This is a genomic window from Streptomyces hokutonensis (genome assembly GCF_000376565.1).
Lineage (GTDB): Bacteria > Actinomycetota > Actinomycetes > Streptomycetales > Streptomycetaceae > Streptomyces > Streptomyces hokutonensis.
The window spans coordinates 80,017-104,829 of sequence record NZ_BARG01000011.1; the positions used below are offsets into that span (position 1 = coordinate 80,017).

Annotated in this window: 21 protein-coding genes; 19 read left to right on the forward strand and 2 right to left on the reverse strand. The window is 70.1% G+C overall.

The window, feature by feature from the left end; genetic code table 11:
• Positions 1–29 precede the first annotated feature (29 nt).
• Positions 30–2,192: an ATP-binding protein gene (locus SSP08S_RS04520; protein WP_019066382.1), complete on the reverse strand. Its 2,163-nt coding sequence runs from the start codon at positions 2,190–2,192 to the stop codon at positions 30–32.
• Positions 2,193–2,344: 152 nt separating this feature from the next.
• Between SSP08S_RS04520 and SSP08S_RS04525 the strand changes: the two genes are divergently transcribed.
• The 13 genes from SSP08S_RS04525 to nusB all read left to right on the forward strand — a co-directional run bounded on the left by SSP08S_RS04525 (position 2,345) and on the right by nusB (position 15,737).
• A complete protein-coding gene (locus tag SSP08S_RS04525; protein WP_063739143.1) occupies positions 2,345–2,791 on the forward strand; it encodes a DUF948 domain-containing protein in 447 nt (148 codons plus the stop codon).
• A gap of 7 nt (positions 2,792–2,798) precedes the next feature.
• Positions 2,799–3,158 (forward strand): hypothetical protein, encoded by a 360-nt coding sequence (locus SSP08S_RS04530; RefSeq protein WP_019066384.1) that lies wholly within the window; start codon positions 2,799–2,801, stop codon positions 3,156–3,158.
• Positions 3,158–5,830 (forward strand): alanine--tRNA ligase, encoded by a 2,673-nt coding sequence (gene alaS, locus SSP08S_RS04535; protein WP_019066385.1) that lies wholly within the window; start codon positions 3,158–3,160, stop codon positions 5,828–5,830. Before SSP08S_RS04530 ends, alaS begins: the two co-directional genes overlap by 1 nt.
• A 15-nt stretch (positions 5,831–5,845) precedes the next feature.
• Complete coding sequence (gene ruvX / locus SSP08S_RS04540) at positions 5,846–6,310, forward strand: Holliday junction resolvase RuvX (RefSeq protein ID WP_019066386.1); 465 nt, start codon at positions 5,846–5,848, stop codon at positions 6,308–6,310.
• A 122-nt stretch (positions 6,311–6,432) separates the two neighbouring features.
• Positions 6,433–8,196: an endolytic transglycosylase MltG gene (mltG, locus tag SSP08S_RS04545; protein ID WP_078532338.1), complete on the forward strand. Its 1,764-nt coding sequence runs from the start codon at positions 6,433–6,435 to the stop codon at positions 8,194–8,196.
• Positions 8,177–9,016 (forward strand): shikimate dehydrogenase, encoded by an 840-nt coding sequence (locus SSP08S_RS04550; protein WP_026178174.1) that lies wholly within the window; start codon positions 8,177–8,179, stop codon positions 9,014–9,016. Before mltG ends, SSP08S_RS04550 begins: the two co-directional genes overlap by 20 nt.
• Positions 9,017–9,510: 494 nt before the next feature.
• The gene (aroC, locus tag SSP08S_RS04555) at positions 9,511–10,695 is read left to right on the forward strand and encodes a chorismate synthase (RefSeq protein ID WP_026178175.1); all 1,185 of its coding nucleotides are present in this window, start codon (positions 9,511–9,513) and stop codon (positions 10,693–10,695) included.
• Positions 10,692–11,210, forward strand: coding sequence for a shikimate kinase (locus SSP08S_RS04560; protein ID WP_019066390.1), 519 nt, complete (start codon positions 10,692–10,694; stop codon positions 11,208–11,210). The genes aroC and SSP08S_RS04560 overlap by 4 nt, the downstream gene beginning before the upstream one ends.
• Positions 11,207–12,298, forward strand: a complete 1,092-nt coding sequence (gene aroB, locus SSP08S_RS04565) for a 3-dehydroquinate synthase (protein WP_019066391.1) — start codon at positions 11,207–11,209, stop codon at positions 12,296–12,298. The genes SSP08S_RS04560 and aroB overlap by 4 nt, the downstream gene beginning before the upstream one ends.
• Before the next feature lie 289 nt (positions 12,299–12,587).
• On the forward strand, positions 12,588–13,400 hold the full coding sequence (locus tag SSP08S_RS04570; RefSeq protein WP_026178176.1) for a Pro-rich N-terminal domain-containing protein: 813 nt from the start codon (positions 12,588–12,590) through the stop codon (positions 13,398–13,400).
• 165 nt (positions 13,401–13,565) lie between these two features.
• Positions 13,566–14,672, forward strand: a complete 1,107-nt coding sequence (locus SSP08S_RS04575) for an aminopeptidase P family protein (protein ID WP_026178177.1) — start codon at positions 13,566–13,568, stop codon at positions 14,670–14,672.
• Between the two features lie 61 nt (positions 14,673–14,733).
• Positions 14,734–15,300, forward strand: a complete 567-nt coding sequence (efp, locus tag SSP08S_RS04580; RefSeq protein WP_019066394.1) for an elongation factor P — start codon at positions 14,734–14,736, stop codon at positions 15,298–15,300.
• A 2-nt stretch (positions 15,301–15,302) separates the two neighbouring features.
• Positions 15,303–15,737, forward strand: coding sequence for a transcription antitermination factor NusB (gene nusB, locus SSP08S_RS04585; protein ID WP_019066395.1), 435 nt, complete (start codon positions 15,303–15,305; stop codon positions 15,735–15,737).
• A 162-nt stretch (positions 15,738–15,899) separates the two neighbouring features.
• On the opposite strand, the gene bldD is transcribed toward nusB, so the two are convergent.
• Positions 15,900–16,400, reverse strand: a complete 501-nt coding sequence (gene bldD, locus SSP08S_RS04590) for a transcriptional regulator BldD (protein WP_019059743.1) — start codon at positions 16,398–16,400, stop codon at positions 15,900–15,902.
• A 253-nt stretch (positions 16,401–16,653) separates the two neighbouring features.
• Here bldD and pyrR point away from each other — a divergent pair, with 253 nt between their 5' ends.
• The 6 genes from pyrR to carB all read left to right on the forward strand — a co-directional run bounded on the left by pyrR (position 16,654) and on the right by carB (position 24,766).
• Complete coding sequence (pyrR, locus tag SSP08S_RS04595) at positions 16,654–17,217, forward strand: bifunctional pyr operon transcriptional regulator/uracil phosphoribosyltransferase PyrR (RefSeq protein WP_019066396.1); 564 nt, start codon at positions 16,654–16,656, stop codon at positions 17,215–17,217.
• Positions 17,218–17,478: 261 nt separating this feature from the next.
• Positions 17,479–18,456 (forward strand): aspartate carbamoyltransferase catalytic subunit, encoded by a 978-nt coding sequence (locus SSP08S_RS04600; protein ID WP_019066397.1) that lies wholly within the window; start codon positions 17,479–17,481, stop codon positions 18,454–18,456.
• 5 nt (positions 18,457–18,461) lie between these two features.
• Positions 18,462–19,748, forward strand: a complete 1,287-nt coding sequence (locus SSP08S_RS04605; RefSeq protein WP_019066398.1) for a dihydroorotase — start codon at positions 18,462–18,464, stop codon at positions 19,746–19,748.
• Positions 19,745–20,311 (forward strand): PH-like domain-containing protein, encoded by a 567-nt coding sequence (locus SSP08S_RS04610; protein ID WP_019066399.1) that lies wholly within the window; start codon positions 19,745–19,747, stop codon positions 20,309–20,311. The genes SSP08S_RS04605 and SSP08S_RS04610 overlap by 4 nt, the downstream gene beginning before the upstream one ends.
• Positions 20,308–21,465 (forward strand): glutamine-hydrolyzing carbamoyl-phosphate synthase small subunit, encoded by a 1,158-nt coding sequence (gene carA / locus SSP08S_RS04615; protein ID WP_019066400.1) that lies wholly within the window; start codon positions 20,308–20,310, stop codon positions 21,463–21,465. Before SSP08S_RS04610 ends, carA begins: the two co-directional genes overlap by 4 nt.
• The gene (gene carB / locus SSP08S_RS04620) at positions 21,458–24,766 is read left to right on the forward strand and encodes a carbamoyl-phosphate synthase large subunit (protein ID WP_019066401.1); all 3,309 of its coding nucleotides are present in this window, start codon (positions 21,458–21,460) and stop codon (positions 24,764–24,766) included. Before carA ends, carB begins: the two co-directional genes overlap by 8 nt.
• Positions 24,767–24,813 lie beyond the last annotated feature (47 nt).

Genomic DNA, 24,813 nt, shown 5'->3' on the forward strand with positions numbered 1-24,813 from the left:
CTCACGGACGTAGCACCACCTGCACCACGTCAGCCCGCCGTCTCCCCGCCCTTCCGGGTGGGCGAGGCGGCGGGCTTTCGCATGTCCACGCCCATCGGAGCAGGCCGTACGGGCCCCCGCGGCACCGGTACGGCGTCGAGGGCCTGCCGCGGCCCCAGCGCCCGCGCCACGGCGGCCTCCCGGCCGAGCCGCGCGCCCTCGCGTACGCGCTCCTCGTACGGCCCGTCGCCCAGTCGCTCCCGGGCCATCGCCTCGCACAGTTCGTGCGGGGCGTTGTAGTACGCCGAACCGAACAGCGGCAGCCCCACCGACGGCCACATCCCGCCCGCCGCGCCCTGCAGCAGCGCGGCCTCGGCGGCGTCGCCCTCCGCCGCCGTGACGAGGGCCAGCAGTTCGACCGCCAGCACCGAGCCCAGGAGATCGCGGAAACCGTGCGCGCTGCCCAGACAGTCCGCCAACAGGTCGCGGGCGAGCGGTAGTCGGCCCTCGCTCCAGGCGACGTAGGCCAGAACGTACAGCGCGTAGGAACGGGTCCACCGCTCGCCGTGGTCCTCGCACACCCGCCGTACGTCCTCGCACAGCTTCACCGCGTCCGCCAGATCGCCCTGGAAGGCCCGGGCCATCGCCAGCTCGACCTGGCCCATCAGGACGTTGCTGTTCAGCTCGCCGATCTGCTGATAGCGGTCGAGCGCCGAGCGCAGCAGGGTCTCCGCGCGCGGCATGTCGTCCGTGACCAACGCCAGGCAGCCGGTGCGGTGTTCGGCATACGCCACCGCGGTGGGGTTCGCGGCCTGGTCCGCCTCCTCGCGGCACTCCTGGAGCGCGGCCAGCGCGGGCACGGTGTCGCCCTGGAGGATCGCCACATAGCCGAGCACCCACAGGGCCTTCAGCCGCGACTGGTCGTTGTCGGAGTCGAGCTGTACGGCCTGCTCCAGCCAGTGCCGGCCCTCCGAGAGCCGCCCGCAGCCCGCCCAGTAGAACCACAGGGAGCCCGCGAGGTACTGGCCCAGATGCGTCTCGTCCGGCTCGGTCAGGCAGTACTCCAGGGCGCCGCGCAGATTCGGCAGCTCCGCCTCCACGCGCGCGGCGACCTCGCCCTGACGCGGCGAGAACCAGTCCAGCTCGCACCAAGTGGCAAGCCCCAGATACCAGTCACGGTGCCTGCGCCGCAGCCGGGCCGCGTCCCCGGTCGCCTCCAGCCAGTCGGCGCCGTAGGCCCGGATCGTGTCGAGCATCCGGTAGCGCACACCCGTCGCCGTCAACTCACGGACGACCACGGACTGCGCGAGGAGTTCGGAGAGCACGTCGAGGACGCCGTCCGAGGGGAGTCCCTCGCCGCCGCAGACGTACTCGGCGGCCTCGAGGTCGAAGCGCCCGGCGAACACGGAGAGCCGCGCCCACAGCAACCGCTCCTCGGGGGTGCACAGTTCATGGCTCCAGCCGATCGCCGTCCGCAGCGTCTGATGCCGGGGCAACGCGTCCCGGCGCCCGCCGGCCAGCAGCCGGAACCGGTCGTCGAACCGCGCCAGCAACTCCCCGGGCGACAGGGCCCGCAGCCGCCCCGCCGCCAGCTCCACGGCGAGCGGAATCCCGTCCAGCCGCCGGCACAACTCCCGTACGTCCGCGTCCTCTTCGCCGAGGACGACCCCCTGCTGCGCGGCCCGCTCGGCCAACAGCTCCGTCGCCTCGCCCTCACCCAGCGGCGCCAGCGCCACCACCCGCTCACCCGCCAGCTCCAGCGGCCGCCGCCCCACCGCCAGCACCCGCAGCCCCGGTACCCGCCCCACCAACTCGGCCACCAGCGGGGCACACACCTCCACCAGATGCTCGAACCCGTCCAGCACCAACAGGAGTTGACGCCCCGCCAGATGGGCGAGCAGCGCCTCACGCGGCAGCCGCGTGGTGTGATCCGTAAGCCCCAGTGCCTCCACGACCGCGAAGTCCACGAGTTCCGGATCGCGCACCGGGGCCAGCTCCACCCGCCACACGCCGTCCGGGGGAGCGGCCCGGGCCGCCGCACGGGCCGCGAGCCGGGACTTGCCGACCCCGCCGGGCCCGGTCACCGTGACCAGGCGGGAGGCGTCGAGCGCCCGTGCCAGTTCGGTGAGTTCGGCCGAGCGGCCCACGAACCGGTCGGGTTCGAGGGGCAGATTGCCGTCCGCGGTGGCGTCGCCGCCATGGGAAGCTCGCATGGAACACGGAGCGTACTGAACCGTGTTCAGTCCGTACAATCGCTTCACCCAACTCCACTGCGCGCGGGGCGGGAATGCGGTACGGAGCGCCACCCCCGGCGCGATAGGCTCGGGACCAGTTATCTACAGGTGTTTGTGAGAGAGGGTGTCAGGTGTCCGGTGGAGAGGTGGCCGGGATCCTGGTGGCCGTCTTCTGGGCGATCCTGGTCTCCTTCCTCGCCGTCGCACTGGTGAGGCTGGCCCAGACGCTCAAGGCGACCACCAAGCTCGTCGCGGACGTCACCGACCAGGCCGTCCCGCTCCTTGCGGACGCCTCCGCGGCGGTGCGCTCGGCGCAGACCCAGATCGACCGGGTCGACGCGATCGCCTCCGACGTCCAGGAAGTCACGTCGAACGCCTCCGCCCTGTCCACCACCGTCGCCTCCACCTTCGGCGGTCCCCTCGTCAAGGTCGCGGCCTTCGGCTACGGCGTCCGCCGGGCCCTGGGCGGGCGACGCGAGGACGTGCCCGCGCCGTCGGGGGCGTCCCGTCGTACGGTGATCGTGGGCCGTACCGTCCCGGCCGGACGGCGGGGCAAACGCACCCGGAAGAAGGACTGACCGAGCGATGTTCCGCCGTACGTTCTGGTTCGGCACGGGCGTGGCCGCCGGTGTCTGGGCGACCACCAAGGTCAATCGCAAGCTGAAGCAGCTGACCCCCGAGCACCTGGCCGTCTCCGCGGCCAACAAGGCGCTCGAAGCCGGGCACCGGCTCAAGGACAGCGCGGTGGGCTTCGCGCTCGACGTCCGCGCGGGCATGGCCCAGCGGGAGGCCGAACTCGGCGACGCGCTGGGGATCAACGCCCCGGTCGACCCCGAACTCCCGGCGCCCAGGCAGCACATCGCCATCGAGAACCGCACGAACCCAAGGTCCGTCGAAAGCAACGACAGGACGACGTACTCGTACAACCGGAATGAGGACCACTGATGGAGTCGGCTGAAATCCGCCGCCGCTGGCTGAGCTTCTACGAGGAGCGCGGCCACACCGTTGTCCCCTCGGCGTCGCTCATCGCGGACGACCCGACTCTGCTCCTGGTCCCCGCCGGCATGGTCCCCTTCAAGCCGTACTTCCTCGGCGAGGTCAAGCCGCCGTGGCCGCGCGCCACCAGCGTGCAGAAGTGCGTGCGCACGCCGGACATCGAAGAGGTCGGCAAGACCACCCGGCACGGCACGTTCTTCCAGATGTGCGGCAACTTCTCCTTCGGCGACTACTTCAAGGAAGGCGCCATCACCTACGCCTGGGAGCTGCTGACCTCGCCCCAGGACAAGGGCGGTTACGGCCTCGACCCCGAGCGGCTGTGGATCACGGTCTACCTCGACGACGACGAGGCCGAGACCATCTGGCGTGACAAGATCGGCGTCCCGGCCGAACGCATCCAGCGCCTGGGCAAGAAGGACAACTACTGGTCGATGGGCGTCCCCGGACCCTGCGGCCCGTGCTCCGAGATCAACTACGACCGCGGCCCCGAGTTCGGCGTCGAGGGTGGCCCGGCCGTCAACGACGAGCGGTACGTGGAGATCTGGAACCTGGTCTTCATGCAGTACGAGCGCGGCGAGGGCATCGGCAAGGAGGACTTCGAGATCCTCGGCGAGCTGCCCAGCAAGAACATCGACACGGGCCTCGGTCTGGAACGCCTCGCGATGATCCTGCAGGGCGTGCAGAACATGTACGAGATCGACACCTCGATGGCCGTCATCAAGAAGGCCACCGAGCTGACCGGCGTCGAGTACGGCGACTCGCACGAGTCCGACGTCTCCCTGCGCGTGGTCACCGACCACATGCGTACGTCGGTGATGCTCATCGGCGACGGCGTGACCCCCGGCAACGAGGGCCGCGGCTATGTCCTGCGCCGGATCATGCGCCGCGCCATCCGCAACATGCGACTGCTCGGCGCCACCGGCCTGGTCGTCAAGGACCTCATCGACACGGTCATCGCGATGATGGGCCAGCAGTACCCGGAGCTCGTCACCGACCGCCAGCGCATCGAGACCGTGGCCCTCGCCGAGGAGGCCGCCTTCGTGAAGACGCTGAAGGCCGGCACCAACATCCTCGACACCGCCATCTCCGACACGAAGGAGAGCGGCGGCAAGGTCCTCGCCGGCGACAAGGCGTTCCTGCTCCACGACACCTGGGGCTTCCCGATCGACCTCACCCTCGAAATGGCCGCCGAACAGGGCCTTTCCGTGGACGAGGACGGCTTCCGGCGCCTGATGAAGCAGCAGCGCGACCAGGCCAAGGCCGACGCCCAGGCCAAGAAGACCGGCCACGCCGGCGTCGGCGCCTACCGTGCGATCGCCGACCAGGCCGGCGAGACCGACTTCATCGGCTACTCGGACACCGTGGGCGAGTCCACCGTCGTCGGCATCCTCGTCGACGGCGTCTCCTCCCCGGCCGCCACCGAGGGCGACGAGGTCGAGATCGTCCTCGACCGCACCCCCTTCTACGCCGAGGGCGGCGGCCAGATCGGCGACACCGGCCGCATCAAGGTCGAGTCCGGCGCGGTGATCGAGATCCGCGACTGCCAGAAGCCGGTCCCCGGGGTCTACGTCCACAAGGGCGTCGTCCAGTTCGGCGAGGTCACCGTCGGCGCCAAGGCCGAGGCCTCGATCGACGTCCGCCGCCGTACCGCCATCGCCCGCGCCCACTCGGCCACCCACCTCACCCACCAGGCGCTGCGCGACGCCCTCGGTCCGACGGCCGCGCAGGCCGGTTCCGAGAACCAGCCGGGCCGCTTCCGCTTCGACTTCGGTTCGCCGTCCGCGGTTCCCACCGCCGTGATGACCGACGTCGAGCAGAAGATCAACGAGGTGCTCGCCCGCGACCTGGACGTGCACGCCGAGATCCTCAGCCTCGACGAGGCCAAGAAGCAGGGCGCCATCGCCGAGTTCGGCGAGAAGTACGGCGAGCGGGTCCGCGTCGTCACCATCGGCGACTTCTCCAAGGAGCTGTGCGGCGGCACCCACGTCCACAACACCTCCCAGCTGGGCCTGGTGAAGCTGCTCGGCGAGTCGTCGATCGGCTCCGGAGTCCGCCGTATCGAAGCGCTCGTCGGTGTGGACGCGTACAACTTCCTCGCCCGGGAGCACACGGTCGTCGCCCAGCTCCAGGAGCTGATGAAGGGACGCCCGGAGGAGCTTCCGGAGAAGGTCTCCGCCATGCTCGGCAAGCTGAAGGACGCCGAGAAGGAGATCGAGAAGTTCCGCGCCGAGAAGGTGCTCCAGGCCGCCGCCGGTCTCGTCGAGTCCGCCAAGGACGTGCACGGCATCGCCGTAGTCACCGGCCAGGTCCCGGACGGCACCACCCCGGACGACCTGCGCAAGCTGGTCCTCGACGTGCGCGGCCGCATCCAGGGCGGACGGGCCGCCGTCGTAGCCCTGTTCACGGTCAACAACGGCAAGCCGCTGACCGTCATCGCCACCAACGAGGCCGCCCGCGAGCGCGGTCTCAAGGCCGGTGACCTGGTCCGCGCCGCCGCCAAGACCCTCGGCGGCGGCGGTGGCGGCAAGCCGGACGTCGCCCAGGGCGGCGGTCAGAACCCGGCCGCCGTCGGCGAGGCCGTCGACGCCGTCGAACGCCTCGTCGCCGACACGGCGAAGTAAGAAGCGGCCGAAAATATGAGAAGAGGACGTCGGCTCGCGCTCGACGTCGGGGACGCCCGCATCGGGGTCGCCTCGTGCGACCCCGACGGGATCCTCGCCACTCCCGTCGAGACGGTCCCCGGCCGCGACATCCCGGCGGCCCACCGCCGGCTGAGGCAGCTCGTCGAGGAGTACGAACCGGTCGAAGTCGTCGTCGGCCTCCCCCGCTCCCTCAAGGGCGGCGAGGGACCGGCCGCCATGAAGGTCCGGGCCTTCGCCCAGGAGCTGGCCAGGGGCATCGCCCCGGTACCGGTCAGACTGTTGGACGAACGGATGACCACAGTGACGGCCAGTCAGGGACTGCGCGCCTCGGGCGTCACGTCCAAGAAGGGCCGCTCGGTCATCGACCAGGCAGCCGCTGTGATCATCCTCCAGCAGGCGTTGGAATCCGAACGGGTGTCAGGTAAACCACCCGGCGAGGGCGTCGAAGTGGTCATCTGATCGCGATACGGTAACGTTCCGCGCGATGCGATGGTGTTCGAACAGCCATGGCACAGCAAGAGGCGGGACGGGAGCCGGAGCCCCAAGCGCCGCGACCGCCGCCTCGCGGCTCTAGGGGATCGATGACTGAGTATGGCCGGGGCCCAGGCTCCGAACCGTGGCATCCGGAGGACCCGTTGTTCGGGGACATCGGATGGGAAGGCCAGCAGGCCCACGTGGGCCAGCAGTCTTCGTACGACGGCCAGCAGCAGCACTATCCGGAACAGCCGCAGCAGCCGCAGCAGTACGGCGACTGGGGTCACGGCCAGCAGGCCGACTACGGTCAGGCGCAGCAGCAGTACCAGGTCTACGACGAACAGGGCCACCCGCAGTACCCGGATCAGCACCAGCAGTACGGCGACCAGCAGCAGTACAACGACCAGCAGCAGTACGCCGATCAGAGTCATCAGCAGTACGCCGGTCAGCAGCAGCAGTACCAGCAGGGTGGCTGGGACGGTATGGGCACGCATGCCCAGGTCCCCTACGCGGCCGACCCGGGCGACCCGTACGGACAACAGGCCGCCGCCTACGGCGAACAGCAGCCCGATCTCTACGGCACGCCCGACGCGTTCCCGCCGCCGGAGCCGCCCGGCAAGCGCCGCACGGAACCCGAACCGGAGCAGGTCGACTGGGACCCGGGACCCGATGAAGGCGAACACGCGTTCTTCGCGGGTGGCGGCGACGACGAGGACGAGGCCGACGACGAGCCGGAGGACGGCCGCCGACGCGGCAAGGGCGGCAAGGGCAAGGGCAAAGGCGGCAAGGAGAAGAAGCGCCGCAACGGCTGCGCCTGCCTGGTCGTCGTCCTGGTGTTCGGCGGCGGCCTGGCCGGCGTCGGCTATTTCGGCTGGCACTTCTACCAGAACCGTTTCGGCTCGGCGCCCGACTACGCGGGCGACGGCACCGGTTCGGTCAGCGTCACCATCCCCAAGGGCGCCTTCGGCTCGGACATCGGACAGAAGCTGAAAGAGGCGGGCGTCGTCAAGAGCGTCGACGCGTTCGTCGCCGCCCAGTCGCAGAATCCCGACGGGAAGAAGATCCAGGCGGGCGTCTTTCTCCTGAAGAAAGAGATGTCCGCCGCGGCCGCCGTCAAGCTGATGCTCGACCCCAAGAGCCAGGACAATCTGATCGTCGCCCCCGGCTGGCGAAACGCTCAGGTCTACGCGGCGATCGACAAGAAACTCCAGATTTCCAGCGGTACCACCAAGGCCATCGCCAAGAAGGAATTCAAGAGCTTCGGACTGCCCGACTGGGCGAACGACAACTCGAACATCAAGGACCCGCTGGAGGGCTTCCTCTACCCGGGAACCTATGGCGCCGCCAAGGGCATGAAACCCGAAACGGTCCTCAAACAGATGGTCGCGCAGGCCAACGACAATTACGACGCGATCGACCTCTCGGCGAAGGCCAAGGCGCTCAAGCTGGACAGTCCGCTGCAGGTCATCACGGTCGCGAGCCTCGTCCAGGCCGAGGGCAAGACGCACGAGGACTTCCGGAAGATGGCCGAAGTCGTCTACAACCGGCTCAAGGCCACGAACACCGAGACCAACCGTTACCTGCAATTCGACTCGACCTTCAATTACCTGAAGGGTCAGAGCAACATCCGTATCAGCGAGTCCGAGATCAACAGCAACAAGGACCCGTACAACACCTACACCCAAAAGGGCCTGCCGCCCGGACCGATCGACAACCCCGGTGCCGAGGCTCTGGCGGCGGCGCTGAATCCGACCCACGACGGCTGGATCTACTTCGTGGCGACCGACGGTCAGAACAAGACCGAATTCGCCAAGACGTACGCCGAATTCCAGTCACTCAAGGACAAGTTCAATGCCACCACGGGCAACTGACGCCCGCCGGGCCGCCGTGCTCGGTTCACCCATCGCCCACTCCCTCTCCCCGGTGCTGCATCGCGCGGCATACGGGGAGCTGGGCCTCGACGGCTGGTCCTACGACCGCTTCGACGTCGACGAGGCCGGTCTGCCGGGGTTCTTCGAGGACCTCGGGCCGGAGTGGGCGGGGCTGTCCCTGACGATGCCGCTGAAGCGGGCCGTCATACCGCTGCTCGACGAGATCAGCGAGACAGCGGCGTCTGTGGACGCGGTCAACACGGTCGTGTTCACCGAGGACGGCCGCAGTGTCGGCGACAACACCGACATCCCCGGCATGGTCGCCGCCCTCCGCGAACACGGCATCGAACAGGTCGACTCGGCCGCGATCCTCGGCGCCGGCGCCACGGCGTCCTCCGCCCTCGCCGCCCTCGCCCGGATCTGCACCGGCGAGGTCGTCGCCTACGTCCGCAGCGAGGCCCGCGCCGCCGAGATGCGTCAATGGGGCGAGCGGCTCGACGTGGAGCTCCGTACGGCGGACTGGGCCGACGCGGCGGAAGGCCTGCGCGCCCCCCTGGTCTTCGCGACCACCCCGGCCGGCACCACGGACGCCCTCTCCTCCCTCGTACCGGAGCGCCCCGCCACCCTCTTCGACGTCCTCTACGACCCCTGGCCCACCGACCTCGCGGCCCGCTGGTCCGGCTACGGCGGCGCGGTCGTCAGCGGCCTCGACCTCCTGGTCCACCAGGCCGTACTCCAGGTGGAACAGATGACCGGCCACCGGCCGGCCCCCGTCGACGCGATGCGCAGAGCGGGCGAGAAGGCCCTGGCCAACCGCTGAGGCGGGCGCGTTCGCACGGGGGAGACGAAGCGGCCCGACCTGCCGGCCGCAGAGCACCAGGCGCCGGCCGACTGCGGAGCCCGGCGGAGCAGCCATGGGGGCGCGGATCCACTGCGGCCTCGCGGGTCGGCGAGCGCGGCGGCTGGTCGTCCGCGCGGGTGGGGTCGTAAGGGGAGCTGAAGTGGTCCGCCCTGTTGGTCGGAGGTGCGTCGTCCGCCGAGCCCGGCGGAGTGCCCATGGGGGCGCTCTGGTGCGCCTGGCCTCGCGGGTCGCGAGAAGGTGTCTGCGGACTGCCGACGCGGGCTCCGTAGCGGCTGCCGGTATCTGACCTCGGCCGTTCGGCGTCCGCTCTCTGGACCGTCGGCCAGGTCCGTGTGCCGAACGTGGGAGGATCGGGGACGGCGGGCCAGGGCCGCGCACCCGGTCACGCCGACGCCGTACGCGAGGACACGCGTACGCAGGGCAGTACCAGGGCGCGAGCATGAGGAGCACCGTTGAGCAGGTTGCGCTGGCTGACCGCGGGGGAGTCCCACGGTCCCGCACTCGTGGCGACGCTGGAGGGCCTTCCCGCCGGCGTCCCGATCACCACGGAGATGGTGGCGGACCACCTGGCCCGACGCCGGCTCGGCTATGGACGCGGCGCCCGCATGAAGTTCGAGCGCGACGAGGTCACCTTCCTCGGCGGCGTCCGCCACGGCCTCACGCTCGGCTCCCCGGTCGCCATCATGGTCGGCAACACCGAGTGGCCCAAGTGGGAGCAGGTCATGGCGGCCGACCCCATCGACCCGGAGATCCTCGCCGGGCTGGCCCGCAACGCCCCGCTGACCCGCCCGCGCCCCGGCCACGCCGATCTCGCGGGCATGCAGAAGTACGGCTTCGACGAGGCCCGTCCGATCCTGGAGCGCGCCTCCGCACGGGAGACCGCGGCGCGGGTCGCGCTGGGCGCCGTGGCCCGGTCGTACATCAAGGAGACGGCCGGCATCGAGATCGTCTCGCACGTCGTCGAGCTGGCTTCGGCGAAGGCTCCGCAGGGTGTGCTGCCCACGCCGGCCGATGTCGAGAAGCTGGACGCCGACCCCGTGCGCTGCCTGGACGCGGACGCGTCGAAGGCGATGGTCGCGGAGATCGACCAGGCCCACAAGGACGGCGACACCCTGGGTGGGGTCGTCGAGATCCTGGCCTACGGCGTCCCCGTCGGCCTGGGCTCGCACGTCCACTGGGACCGCAAGCTGGACGCCCGCCTGGCCGGTGCCCTCATGGGCATCCAGGCCATCAAGGGCGTCGAGATCGGCGACGGCTTCGAGCTGGCGCGGGTGCCGGGCTCCAAGGCGCACGACGAGATCGTCAACACGGATGAGGGCATCCGGCGCGTCTCCGGCCGCTCCGGCGGCACCGAGGGCGGGCTGTCCACGGGCGAGCTGCTGCGGGTGCGCGCCGCGATGAAGCCGATCGCGACCGTGCCGCGCGCCCTGCAGACCGTCGATGTCGTCACCGGTGAGGCCACGCAGGCCCACCACCAGCGCTCCGACGTCTCCGCGGTCCCGGCTGCCGGGATCGTCGCCGAGGCGATGGTCGCGCTCGTCCTCGCGGACGCGGTCGCGGAGAAGTTCGGCGGCGACAGCGTGCCCGAGACCCGCCGCAACGTCCGTTCGTACCTCGAGAACCTGGCCATCCGGTGACCGCGACCCCGCTGGTCGTCCTGGTCGGTCCCATGGGCGTCGGCAAGTCCACCGTCGGACAGCAGCTCGCCGATCGGCTCGGTGTCGGCTACCGGGACACCGACGACGACATCGTGGCCGCCGAGGGCCGCTCTATCGCGGAGATCTTCGTCGACGAGGGCGAGCCGGTCTTCCGTGCGATCGAGAAGCGCGCGGTGGCCGGGGCCCTGGGCGAGCACGACGGCGTCCTGGCGCTCGGCGGCGGTTCGATCCTCGACGAGGACACGCGTGCGCTGCTCGCCGCGCACCGGGTCGTCTACCTCTCGATGGACGTGGACGAAGCCGTCAAGCGCACCGGCCTGAACGCGGCGCGCCCGCTGCTGGCCATCAACCCGCGCAAGCAGTGGCGCGAACTGATGGAAGCCAGGCGCCACTTGTACGCCGAGGTCGCGCAGGCCGTCGTACCCACCGACGGCCGCACTCCCGAAGAGGTCACCCAAGCCGTCCTGGACGCACTGGAGTTGAAGGAAGCATGAGCGAGTCAGTGACGCGGATCCAGGTCGGCGGCACGGCGGGCAGCGACCCGTACGAGGTCCTGGTGGGCCGTCAACTCCTGGGCGAGCTGGGCGGGTTGGTCGGAGAGAAGGCCAAGCGGGTCGCCGTCATCCACCCCGAGGCGCTGGCCGAGACCGGTGACGCGCTCCGTGCCGATCTGGCGGGGCAGGGCTTCGAGGCCGTCGCCATCCAGGTGCCGAACGCGGAGGAGGCCAAGACCGCGGAGGTCGCCGCCTACTGCTGGAAGGCGCTGGGACAGTCCGGGTTCACCCGCTCCGACGTCATCGTCGGCGTCGGTGGCGGCTCCACCACCGACCTGGCCGGGTTCGTCGCCGCGACCTGGCTGCGCGGGGTCCGCTGGATCGCCGTACCGACGACCGTGCTTGCGATGGTGGACGCGGCGGTCGGCGGCAAGACCGGCATCAACACCGCCGAGGGCAAGAACCTGGTGGGCTCCTTCCACCCGCCGGCCGGCGTGCTCTGCGACCTCGCCGCGCTGGACTCCCTCCCGGTCAACGACTACGTCTCCGGGCTCGCCGAGATCATCAAGGCCGGCTTCATCGCCGACCCCGTGATCCTCGACCTCATCGAGTCCGATCCGGAGGCCGCGCGCACCCCGGCGGGCCCGCACACCGCCGAGCTGATCGAGCGCTCCATCAAGGTCAAGGCCGAGGTCGTCTCGGCCGACCTCAAGGAGTCGGGCCTGCGCGAGATCCTCAACTACGGCCACACCCTCGCGCACGCCATCGAGAAGAACGAGCGCTACAAGTGGCGGCACGGCGCCGCGGTGGCCGTAGGCATGCACTTCGCGGCCGAACTGGGCCGTCTCGCGGGCCGGTTGGACGACGCGACGGCCGACCGTCACCGCACGGTCCTCGAATCGGTGGGTCTCCCGCTCAGCTACCGCTACGACCAGTGGCCCAAGCTCCTGGAGACCATGAAGGTCGACAAGAAGTCCCGCGGCGACCTGCTCCGCTTCATCGTCCTCGACGGCCTCGCCAAGCCGACGGTCCTGGAGGGCCCCGACCCGGCCGTTCTCCTCGCCGCGTACGGCGAAGTGGGCGACTAAGTCCCGCCGAGCCCCATCCACCCGATTTGCCTTGCGGGGATGGGCACTTCGGCCCCTCCCCGGCCGTTCACCAAATGGCGGCCGGGGAAGGTACCGTTCGGTAGGGAGCGGGGGTTTCGGGCCCGCTGCCAGCGCCAATTGCCTGCTGCGAGCGAGCTGGAGGGGCGTGCCGGTGCCGAGACCGTGATCGCGCGGAGGCCCGAAGGGGCGAGCACGATCGCGGCCTCGGCACCGGCTTCAGCGCCCTGGAGGTGAGCGAGCCAGAAAAGACGAGATGGAGTGGCACCGGATGCAGCACGCAGTGGGGTCTCCGCTGCCGCCGCCCCACCAGCCGGGGCAGGGACCGGCCGCCGGTTGGATGCCGACGGGACAGCACCCGGGCCCGCAGCATCCGGGTTCGGTGCCCCCACCGCCGGCGGCCCCGCCGATGCCGTACACGATCCCGCGCCATGTGCCGGACACCACCGGCCATGTCCAACTGCCGCCCGGCGGCCCCGTGGCCATGCCGAGTGCGCCCCCCGCGCAGGCCGCTCCCGACCCGACCTCCACCACCCTCGCGGTGCTGCTCATCGGTCCCGCCGGCGCCGGCAAGACGAGCGTCGCCAAGTACTGGGCCGACCACCGCCGGGTCCCCACCGCCCACATCAGCCTCGACGACGTCCGCGAATGGGTCCGCTCCGGTTTCGCCGACCCCCAGTCCGGCTGGAACGACCACTCCGAGGCGCAGTACCGCCTGGCCCGCCGTACCTGCGGCTTCGCCGCCCGCAACTTCCTCGCCAACGGCATCTCCTGCATCCTCGACGACGCCGTCTTCCCCGACCGCCCGGTCGTCGGCCTCGGCGGCTGGAAGCGTCATGTCGGCCCCGGCCTCCTCCCCGTCGTCCTCCTCCCGGGCCTCGAAATAGTCCTCGAGCGCAACGCGAAGCGCTCCGGCAACCGCCGCCTCACCGACGAGGAGGTCGCCCGCATCCACGGCCGCATGGCGGGCTGGTACGGCTCCGGCCTCCCGATCATCGACAACTCCCAGATGGATGTACAGCAGACGGCCCAGGTACTCAACGACGTGCTCGCGCGCTCCATAGCGAGCCCGCCGAGCTGGTAACGAACGTGACTTGCGGCTTTTAGGGGCGCGGGGCTGTATCAATATGCGGCTCCGCCGCGTGGGCGCGACCAGCCCCCACCGGCCCGCAGCCGAAACTCAGGGCCCGTCCCCCGAACGGCACCCTCCCAACCAGCACAATCCAGCCACCGCTCCTACGCTCATCTCATGTCAGAGGTCTACGCAGCCCGCAGAGCCAGGCTGAGGGAACGAGCCCAAGCCGGCGGCAGTCAATCCGCCCTGGTGACCAGCCCGGCCAACGTGCGCTACTTGGCCGGCCCCGCCCCGCAGGACACCGTCCTGCTGCTGGGCAAGCGCGAGGACATGCTGGTCTGCGCGAGCCCATTGGACGAGCGTCCAGCAGAGGGCCGCCCCGACGAAACCCTCCGCATCCACACCCTCCCGAGCCCCGGCGGCGACCCCGCCGTAGCCGCCGCGGACCTCGCGTCGGCGACCGGCGCCGAATCCATGGCCGTGGAAGAACACCACCTCACCGTGACCCGCCACCGAGCCCTCCGCTCGGTCGCCCCCACGCTCCGCCTCACCGACATCGGCGGCGCGGCGGAACAGCTGCGGGTCATCAAGGACGAGGAGGAGATCTCCTGTCTGAGAATCGCCGCCGAGATCGCCGACCAGGCGCTCGGCGAGCTGCTGGAGTCGATCCTCGTCGGCCGTACCGAACGCCATCTCGCCCTCGAGCTGGAGCGACGGCTCGTCGACCACGGCGCCGACGGCCCCGCCTTCGCCACGTCCGTCGCGACCGGCCCGCACTCCGGCCGACGCGGTCACCGGCCGACCGACCGCCGGGTGGAGGAAGGAGATTTCCTCTCCGTCTGCCTCGGCGCCACCTACCGCGGCTACCGCTGTGAGATCGGCCGTACGTTCGTCATCGGCACCTCGCCCGCCGACTGGCAGATCGAGCTGTACGACCTCGTCTTCGCCGCCCAGCGCGCCGCACGGGAGTCCCTGAGCCCGGGCGCCGCCTACCGCGATGTGGACCGCGCGGCACGTCAGGTGCTGGACTCCGCGGGGTACTCGGAGGGCCTCGCACCCCTCACCGGCCACGGTGTCGGACTCGAAATCGACGAGGACCCGCAGCTGGCCCCCGCGGCCATGGGTAAACTGGACGCTTGCGTGCCGGTCACCGTCGAACCGGGGGTCCACCTCCCGGGCCGGGGCGGTGTCCGGATCGATGACACGCTCGTCGTACGCCCTGAGGCGGACGGCGGACCCGAGCTACTCACCATCACGACCAAGGAACTGCTCGCGCTGTAGCTTTTTCGAGCTGTGCGCGTGCCCCGGGGTCGTCCACGTCAGTCCAGGAGATTCCGCAACCGTGGCTTCCACGAACGACCTCAAGAACGGCCTGGTGCTCAAGCTCGAAGGCGGCCAGCTCTGGTCCGTCGTCGAGTTCCAGCACGTCAAGCCCGGCAAGGGCCCTGCCTTCGTGCGCACCAAGCTCAAGAACGTGCTCTCCGGCAAGGTCGTCGACAAGACGTTCAACGCCGGCGTCAAGGTCGAGACGGCCACTGTCGACAAGCGCGACATGCAGTTCTCGTACATGGACGGCGAGTACTTCGTCTTCATGGACATGGAGACCTACGACCAGCTCATGGTCGACCGCAAGGCCGTCGGCGACGCCGCCAACTTCCTGATCGAGGGCTTCACGGCCACGGTCGCGCAGCACGAGGGCGAGGTGCTCTTCGTCGAGCTGCCCGCCGCCGTCGAGCTGACGATCCAGGAGACCGAGCCCGGCGTCCAGGGCGACCGCTCCACCGGTGGCACCAAGCCGGCCACCCTGGAGACCGGCTACCAGATCCAGGTCCCGCTCTTCATCACCACCGGTGAGAAGATCAAGGTCGACACCCGTTCGAGCGACTACCTCGGCCGGGTGAACAGCTAACCGTGGCTGCCCGCAATACGGCCCGCAAGCGCGCCTTCCAGATCCTCTTCGAGGGCGACCAGCGCGGAGTCGGCGTCCAGACCGTTCTCGCGGACTGGATCCGTCTCTCCCGGGACGACACCCGGCAGCCGCCGGTCAGCGAGTACACGATGGAGCTGGTCGAGGGGTACGCGCAGCACGCGCGCCGCATCGACGAGCTGATCGCGCAGTACTCGGTCGGCTGGACGCTGGACCGCATGCCCGTGGTGGACCGCAACATCCTGCGCCTCGGCGCCTACGAGCTGATCTGGGCCGACGAGACCCCGGACGCCGTCGTCCTCGACGAGATGGTGCAGCTGGCCAAGGAGTTCTCGACGGACGAGTCGCCCTCGTTCGTGAACGGCCTGCTGGGCCGCTTCAAGGACCTGAAGCCCTCGCTGCGCCGGGACGAGGCGTAAGAGGTACGGCATCGCCAGGGGGCCCGCAGCGTGACTGCTGCGGGCCCCCTGGCGTATCGGTGTGTCCGCGACCCCTGAGGCCCGCAGAAAGCCGCCGGGGCGACCGGAACGGTGAAGTTCCGGCCACCCCGGCGGCACGTTTCTGCTGAGACGGGGAGCGGCTCAGTTCTCCTCGTGGGAAACCGCGCGACGCGCGTCCGCGTCCAGCACGCCCCAGCTGATCAGCTGCTCGGTGAGGACCGACGGCGACTGGTCGTAGATGACGGCGAGTGTGCGCAGGTCGTCCTGGCGGATCGAGAGCACCTTGCCGTTGTAGTCACCGCGCTGGGACTGGATCGTGGCGGCGTACCGCTGCAGCGGGCCGGCCTTCTCGGCGGGCACGTGGGCCAGCCGCTCCAGGTCCAGCACCAGCTTCGGCGGCGGCTCGGCGGCCCCGCCCGGCGTGGTGCCCGGCAGCAGCTCCTGCACCGGAACCCCGTAGAAGTCCGCCAGCTCGGCGAGGCGCTGCACGGTGACGGCACGGTCTCCGCGCTCGTACGACCCGACCACGACCGCCTTCCAGCGTCCCTGGGACTTCTCCTCGACACCGTGGAGGGAAAGGCCCTGCTGGGTGCGGATGGCCCGGAGCTTGGCCCCGAGCTGTTTGGCGTATTCGCTGGACATATAGCTCCCCGGACACTGTGTCTACGCGGCAACAGTGTTTCCGTGCCGCGCGGCTGGTAACTCACTGTGAGGTTACGCAGCGTTACACTTCCGCGTCAAGCCGAATGGTCCGCACCGGGTCTTCCGTGCCGGCGGTGGCCGATTACTCCATAGGGGTGATCAGGGGTGTCGTCCCGGCCTGCTAACGTGGATGGCGCAAATCCGACGTCCTTTAAGGTCCGTCCCGTGAGGCGGAGAAGGAGGTCCGTTTCTTATGGACACCCAGCAGTACGAGTCCGATGCGCGGCCGGTCCTCGAGGCCCCCGACATCGCGCGGGTTCTGACCCGCATCGCCCACGAGATCGTCGAGCGCGCCAAGGGCGCCGACGACGTGGTGCTCCTCGGCATTCCGACGCGGGGCGTCTTCCTCGCCCAGCGGCTCGCCGTCAAGCTCGAGGAGATCACCGACCGCAAGATCCCGGTCGGCTCCCTCGACATCACGATGTACCGCGACGACCTGCGCATGCACCCGCCGCGCGCGCTGGCCCGCACCGACATCCCCGGTGACGGCATCGACGGCCGTCTCGTCGTCCTCGTCGACGACGTGCTCTTCTCCGGCCGCACCATCCGCGCCGCCCTGGACGCCCTGAACGACATCGGGCGCCCCCGCGCGGTGCAGCTCGCGGTCCTGGTCGACAGAGGCCACCGCGAACTGCCCATCCGCGCCGACTACGTCGGCAAGAACCTCCCCACGTCGCTGCGGGAGACGGTCAAGGTCCAGCTCGCCGAGGAGGACGGTCGCGACACCGTGCTGCTCGGCGCCAAGCAGACCCCGTAGCGGGCCTAGGCCGTGTCCGCAAAGTCCCGCCTGCCCCGCGACGCCCGGCACGCACTCTCGCCGCACCGGGCGAAAGCCCAAGTACGTCCAGTACGAGGGCTTCCGCCCGGCACGCCGAGAGCACGCACCGGACGCCGCGGGGCCCGCCCTCCGGGCGGACGACGGGACTTTGCGGACACGACCTAGGGCGTACGCCGGTTCGGCGTGCCCCGTCCGCCCGGAATCTCCCTCTTTCGTGAACTGCCTTACGGAGCCTGACAGATGCAGCGTCATCTCATCTCGGCCGCCGACCTCTCCCGCGACGACGCCGTCCTGATTCTCGACACCGCCGAGGAGATGGCCCGGGTCGCCGACCGGCCGATCAAGAAACTGCCGACCCTGCGCGGCCGTACCGTCGTCAACCTCTTCTTCGAGGACTCCACGCGCACGCGCATCTCCTTCGAAGCCGCCGAGAAGCGCCTCTCCGCCGACGTCATCAACTTCACCGCCAAGGGGTCGAGCGTCTCCAAGGGCGAGTCCCTGAAGGACACCGCGCAGACCCTGGAGGCCATGGGCGTCGACGCGGTCGTCATCCGGCACGGCGCCTCCGGAGCGCCCTACCGGCTCGCCACCTCCGGGTGGATCGACGCGGCCGTCATCAACGCCGGCGACGGCACCCACCAGCACCCCACACAGGCGCTGCTGGACGCGTTCACCATGCGCCGCCGGCTCGTCGGCCGGGACGCCGGGCTCGGGCAGGACCTGGCCGGCAAGCGGATCACCCTCGTCGGCGACATCCTGCACAGCCGCGTCGCCCGCTCGAACGTCGACCTGCTGCACACCCTCGGCGCCGAGGTCACCCTCGTCGCCCCGCCCACCCTGGTACCGGTCGGCGTCGAGTCCTGGCCCTGCGAGGTCTCCTACGACCTCGACAGCACGCTCTCCAAGTCCGACGCGGTGATGCTGCTGCGCGTGCAGCGCGAGCGCATGAACGCGGCGTTCTTCCCGACCGAGCGCGAGTACTCGCGGCGCTACGGCCTCGACGGCGACCGCATGGCGAAGATGCCCGAGCACGCGATCGTGATGCACCCGGGGCCGATGGTCCGGGGCATGGAGATCACCGCAGAGGTCGCCGACTCGGACCGCTGCACCGTCGTCGAGCAGGTCGCAAACGGAGTCTCCATCCGGATGGCCGTGCTCTATCTGCTTCTGGGCGGCAACGAACCCGCCGTCAGCCACGCCCGCATCGAGGAGAAGTAAGTCACATGAGCAAGATCCTGATCCGTGGTGCGAAGATCCTCGGCGGCGAGCCGCAGGACGTGCTGATCGACGGCGACACGATCTCCGAGGTGGGCGTCGGCCTGAGCGCGGAGGGCGCCGATGTCGTGGAGGCCGAGGGGAAGATCCTCCTCCCCGGTCTCGTCGACCTGCACACCCACCTCCGCGAGCCCGGCCGTGAGGACTCCGAGACCGTCCTGACCGGCACGCGGGCCGCCGCCAGCGGCGGTTACACGGCCGTGTTCGCCATGGCCAACACCTTCCCCGTCGCCGACACCGCCGGTGTCGTCGAGCAGGTCTACCGGCTCGGCCAGGAGCACGGGTACTGCGATGTGCAGCCCATCGGCGCCGTCACCGTCGGCCTGGAGGGCAAGAAGCTCGCCGAACTGGGCGCGATGCACGAGTCGGCCGCCGGGGTCACCGTCTTCTCCGACGACGGCAAGTGCGTCGACGACGCGGTGATCATGCGCCGCGCCCTGGAGTACGTGAAGGCCTTCGGCGGGGTCGTCGCCCAGCACGCCCAGGAGCCCCGCCTCACCGAGGGCGCCCAGATGAACGAGGGCGTCGTCTCCGCCGAACTCGGGCTCGGTGGCTGGCCCGCGGTGGCCGAAGAATCGATCATCGCCCGGGATGTCCTGCTCGCCGAGCACGTCGGCTCCCGCGTCCACATCTGCCACCTCTCGACCGCAGGGTCCGTCGAGATCGTCCGCTGGGCCAAGTCCCGGGGCATCGACGTGACCGCCGAGGTCACCCCGCACCACCTCCTCCTCACGGATGAGCTGGTGCGCTCCTACAACCCGGTCTACAAGGTCAACCCGCCGCTGCGCACCGAGCGGGACGTGCTCGCCCTGCGCGAGGCGCTCGCCGACGGCACGATCGACATCGTCGCCACCGACCACGCCCCGCACCCGCACGAGGACAAGGACTGCGAGTGGGCCGCCGCCGCCATGGGGATGGTCGGCCTGGAGACCGCGTTGTCAGTGGTGCAGGAGACCATGGTGGACACCGGGCTCCTCACCTGGGCCGGGGTCGCCGAGCGCATGTCCGCCAAGCCCGCCGCGATCGGGCGGGCGGCAGGCCACGGTCGTCCCGTCTCGGCTGGTGAGCCCGCCAACCTCACGCTCGTCGACACGGAATACCGTGGGTCGGTGGACCCCGCGGGCTTCGCTTCGCGCAGTCGCAACACCCCGTACGAGGGGCGTGAGCTGCCGGGTCGTGTGACGCACACCTGGCTCCGGGGCAAGGCCACGCTCGTCGACGGGAAGCTCACGTGACACCACTGCAACTGACCCACCTCGCGGCCGGGGAGAAGTCCGCCCCGGTGACCGACTGGGCCGCGCGTATCGGCTGGCTCGTCGGGCTCGCCCTGTTCATCGCGCTCGTCTACTGGCTGATGCGCGAGGGCTGGAAGTGGCGCGGCACGCTCCAGGGCGACCTGCCCGAGCTGCCCGACGCGCCGTCCGACCCCGGTCCGGCGAGACTGACGATGAGCGGCCGCTACCACGGCTCCACCACCGCCGGGCAGTGGCTCGACCGCATCGTGGCGCACAGCCTGGGCACCCGCAGCCGGGTCGAGCTCACGCTCACGGACGCGGGACTGGACGTCGTACGACCAGGAGCCACCGACTTCTTCATCCCGGCCGACGCTCTGCGCGAGGCCCTGCTCGGCAAGGGCATCGCCGGGAAGGTGCTCAGCGAGGGCGGTCTCCTGGTCGTGACGTGGGCGCACGGAGACCGGCTGATCGACTCCGGGTTCCGGTCCGACACCGCGGCCGAGCACGCCGAGTGGGTCGAGACCTTGAACAGCATGATCAACAAGACGGAAGGCGCACGATGACCACCTCCACCAGGGGAGCCGACAAGGTTCCCGCCGTACTCGTCCTGGAGGACGGCCGGATCTTCCGGGGCCGTGCCTACGGGTCCGTGGGGGTGACCTTCGGCGAGGCCGTGTTCTCCACCGGCATGACCGGCTACCAGGAGACCCTGACCGACCCGTCGTACCACCGCCAGGTCGTCGTGATGACGGCGCCGCACGTCGGCAACACCGGTGTCAACGACGAGGACCCGGAGTCGTCCCGCATCTGGGTCGCCGGTTACGTGGTCCGCGACCCCGCGCGCGTGCCGTCCAACTGGCGCTCCCGCCGCTCCCTCGACGAGGAGCTGCGCAACCAGGGCGTCGTCGGGATCTCCGGCATCGACACACGCGCGTTGACCCGCCATCTGCGCGAGCGCGGCGCGATGCGCGTCGGCATCTTCTCCGGCAACGCGCTGCCCGACGACGGGACCATGCTCGCCGAGGTGCGCCAGGCCCCCGAGATGACGGGCGCCGACCTGTCGGCGGAGGTCGCCACCAAGGAGACGTACGTCGTCCCCGCGATCGGCGAGAAGAAGTACACCGTCGCCGCCGTCGACCTGGGCATCAAGGGCATGACCCCGCACCGTATGGCCGAGCGCGGCATCGAGGTGCACGTACTACCCGCGACCGCGACCGTCGAGGACGTCTACGCCGTCCAGCCCGACGGCGTGTTCTTCTCCAACGGCCCGGGCGACCCGGCCACCGCCGATCACCCGGTCGCCGTCATGCAGGCCGTCCTGGAGCGCGGCACCCCGCTCTTCGGGATCTGCTTCGGCAACCAGATCCTGGGCCGCGCGCTCGGCTTCGGCACGTACAAGCTGAAGTACGGCCACCGGGGCATCAACCAGCCCGTCCAGGACCGTACGACGGGCAAGGTCGAGGTCACCGCGCACAACCACGGCTTCGCCGTCGACGCGCCGCTCGACAAGGTCTCCGAGACCCCGTACGGCCGCGCCGAGGTCTCCCACGTCTGCCTGAACGACCAGGTCGTCGAGGGGCTCCAGCTCCTGGACCGGCCGGCCTTCAGCGTCCAGTACCACCCCGAAGCGGCAGCGGGCCCGCACGACGCCGCCTACCTGTTCGACCGCTTCACGTCTTTGATGGACACAGTTCTCATGGAGGGCCAGCGTGCCTAAGCGCTCCGATATCCAGTCCGTCCTGGTCATCGGCTCCGGCCCGATCGTCATCGGCCAGGCCGCCGAGTTCGACTACTCCGGCACCCAGGCCTGCCGCATCCTGCGCGCCGAGGGCCTCCGCGTCATCCTGGTCAACTCCAACCCGGCGACGATCATGACCGACCCGGAGATCGCCGACGCCACCTACGTCGAGCCGATCACCCCGGACTTCGTCGAGAAGATCATCGCCAAGGAGCGGCCGGACGCCCTGCTGCCCACCCTGGGCGGTCAGACGGCGCTCAACACCGCGATCTCGCTGCACGAGGCGGGCACGCTGGAGAAGTACGGCGTCGAGCTGATCGGCGCCAATGTCGAGGCCATCAACAAGGGCGAGGACCGCGACCTCTTCAAGGGCGTCGTCGAGGCCGTCCGCCAGAAGATCGGCTACGGCGAGTCCGCCCGCTCGGTGATCTGCCACTCCATGGACGACGTCATCCAGGGCGTCGAGACGCTCGGCGGCTACCCGGTCGTCGTCCGCCCCTCCTTCACCATGGGCGGCGCGGGCTCCGGCTTCGCGCACGACGAGGAGGAGCTGCGCCGCATCGCCGGCCAGGGACTGACCCTGTCTCCCACCACCGAGGTCCTCCTGGAGGAGTCCATCCTCGGCTGGAAGGAGTACGAGCTGGAGCTGATGCGCGACAAGAACGACAACGTCGTGGTCGTCTGCTCCATCGAGAACTTCGACCCCATGGGCGTGCACACCGGCGACTCGATCACCGTCGCCCCGGCCATGACCCTGACCGACCGCGAGTACCAGGTGCTGCGCGACGTGGGCATCGCGATCATCCGCGAGGTCGGCGTCGACACCGGTGGCTGCAACATCCAGTTCGCGATCGACCCGGTCGACGGCCGCGTCATCGTCATCGAGATGAACCCGCGCGTGTCCCGCTCCTCGGCCCTCGCCTCCAAGGCGACCGGCTTCCCGATCGCCAAGATCGCCGCCAAGCTGGCCGTCGGCTACACCCTCGACGAGATCCCGAACGACATCACGCGCGAGACCCCGGCCTCCTTCGAGCCGACCCTCGACTACGTGGTCGTGAAGGCCCCGCGTTTCGCCTTCGAGAAGTTCCCGCAGGCCGACTCCACGCTGACCACGACGATGAAGTCGGTCGGCGAGGCCATGGCCATCGGCCGCAACTTCACCGAGGCCTTCCAGAAGGCGCTGCGCTCCCTGGAGAAGAAGGGCAGCCAGTTCACCTTCGTCGGCGAGCCCGGCGACAAGACCCAGCTCCTCGAAGAGGCCGTACGGCCCACCGACGGCCGGATCAACACCGTCATGCAGGCCATCCGCGCGGGCGCCACCCAGGAGGAGGTCTTCGAGTACACGAAGATCGACCCCTGGTTCGTCGACCAGCTCTTCCTCATCAAGGAGATCGCCGACGAGCTGGCCGCCGCCGACAAGCTGGACCCGGAACTGCTCGCCGAGGCCAAGCGCCACGGCTTCTCCGACCAGCAGATCGGCGAGATCCGCGGCCTGCGCGAGGACGTCGTCCGCGAGGTCCGGCACGCGCTCGGCATCCGCCCGGTCTACAAGACGGTCGACACCTGCGCCGCCGAGTTCGCCGCGAAGACGCCGTACTTCTACTCGTCCTACGACGAGGAGAACGAGGTCGCCCCGCGCGAGAAGCCCGCGGTCATCATCCTGGGGTCGGGCCCCAACCGCATCGGCCAGGGCATCGAGTTCGACTACTCCTGCGTCCACGCCTCCTTCGCGCTCAGCGACGCGGGCTACGAGACCGTGATGGTCAACTGCAACCCCGAGACCGTCTCCACGGACTACGACACCTCCGACCGCCTGTACTTCGAGCCGCTCACGCTCGAGGACGTGCTGGAGATCGTCCACGCGGAGTCCCTGGCCGGGCCGATCGCCGGTGTGATCGTGCAGCTCGGCGGCCAGACCCCGCTGGGCCTGGCGCAGGCCCTCAAGGACAACGGCGTCCCGGTCGTCGGAACGCCCCCCGAGGCGATCCACGCCGCCGAGGACCGCGGCGCCTTCGGCCAGGTCCTCGCTGAGGCGGGCCTCCCGGCCCCCAAGCACGGCACGGCGACCACCTTCGTGGGCGCCAAGGCCATCGCCGACGAGATCGGCTACCCGGTCCTCGTCCGCCCGTCGTACGTCCTCGGCGGGCGCGGCATGGAGATCGTCTACGACGAGACCCGCCTGGAGTCGTACATCGCCGAGTCCACCGAGATCAGCCCCTCCCGGCCGGTCCTGGTCGACCGCTTCCTCGACGACGCCATCGAGATCGACGTGGACGCGCTCTACGACGGCCATGAGCTCTACCTCGGCGGGGTCATGGAGCACATCGAGGAGGCCGGCATCCACTCCGGCGACTCGGCGTGCGCCCTGCCGCCGATCACTCTGGGCGGCTTCGACATCAAGCGCCTGCGGGCCTCAACCGAAGCCATCGCCAAGGGCGTCGGCGTGCGCGGACTGATCAACATCCAGTTCGCGATGGCCGGCGACATCCTCTACGTCCTGGAGGCCAACCCGCGCGCGTCCCGTACGGTTCCCTTCACCTCGAAGGCGACCGCGGTGCCGCTCGCGAAGGCCGCCGCGCGCATCTCCCTGGGCGCGACCGTCGCCGAACTGCGCGCCGAGGGACTGCTCCCGGCCCACGGCGACGGCGGCGAACTCCCGCTGGACGCGCCGATCTCCGTCAAGGAGGCCGTCATGCCGTGGTCGCGCTTCCGCGACATCCACGGGCGGGGCGTCGACACCGTCCTCGGCCCGGAGATGCGCTCCACCGGCGAGGTCATGGGCATCGACTCCGTCTTCGGCACGGCGTACGCCAAGTCCCAGGCGGGCGCCTACGGCCCGCTGCCCACCAAGGGCCGCGCGTTCATCTCGGTCGCCAACCGCGACAAGCGCTCGATGATCTTCCCGGCACGCGAACTGGTCGCCCACGGCTTCGAGTTGCTCGCCACCTCCGGTACGGCAGAGGTCCTCAAGCGCAACGGCCTGAACGCGACGGTCGTCCGCAAGCAGTCCGAGGGCATCGGCCCGAACGGCGAGAAGACCATCGTCCAGCTCATCCACGACGGCGAGGTCGACCTCATCGTCAACACCCCGTACGGCACCGGCGGCCGCCTCGACGGCTACGAGATCCGTACGGCGGCCGTGGCCCGGTCGGTCCCGTGCCTCACGACGGTCCAGGCGCTCGCCGCCGCCGTCCAGGGCATCGACGCACTCAACCACGGTGATGTGGGCGTGCGTTCACTCCAGGAACACGCGCAGCACCTGACCGCGGCCCGCGACTAGCAGCCTTGAGGGGGACACCGGAAGGTGTCCCCCTCTTCGTGAGGACA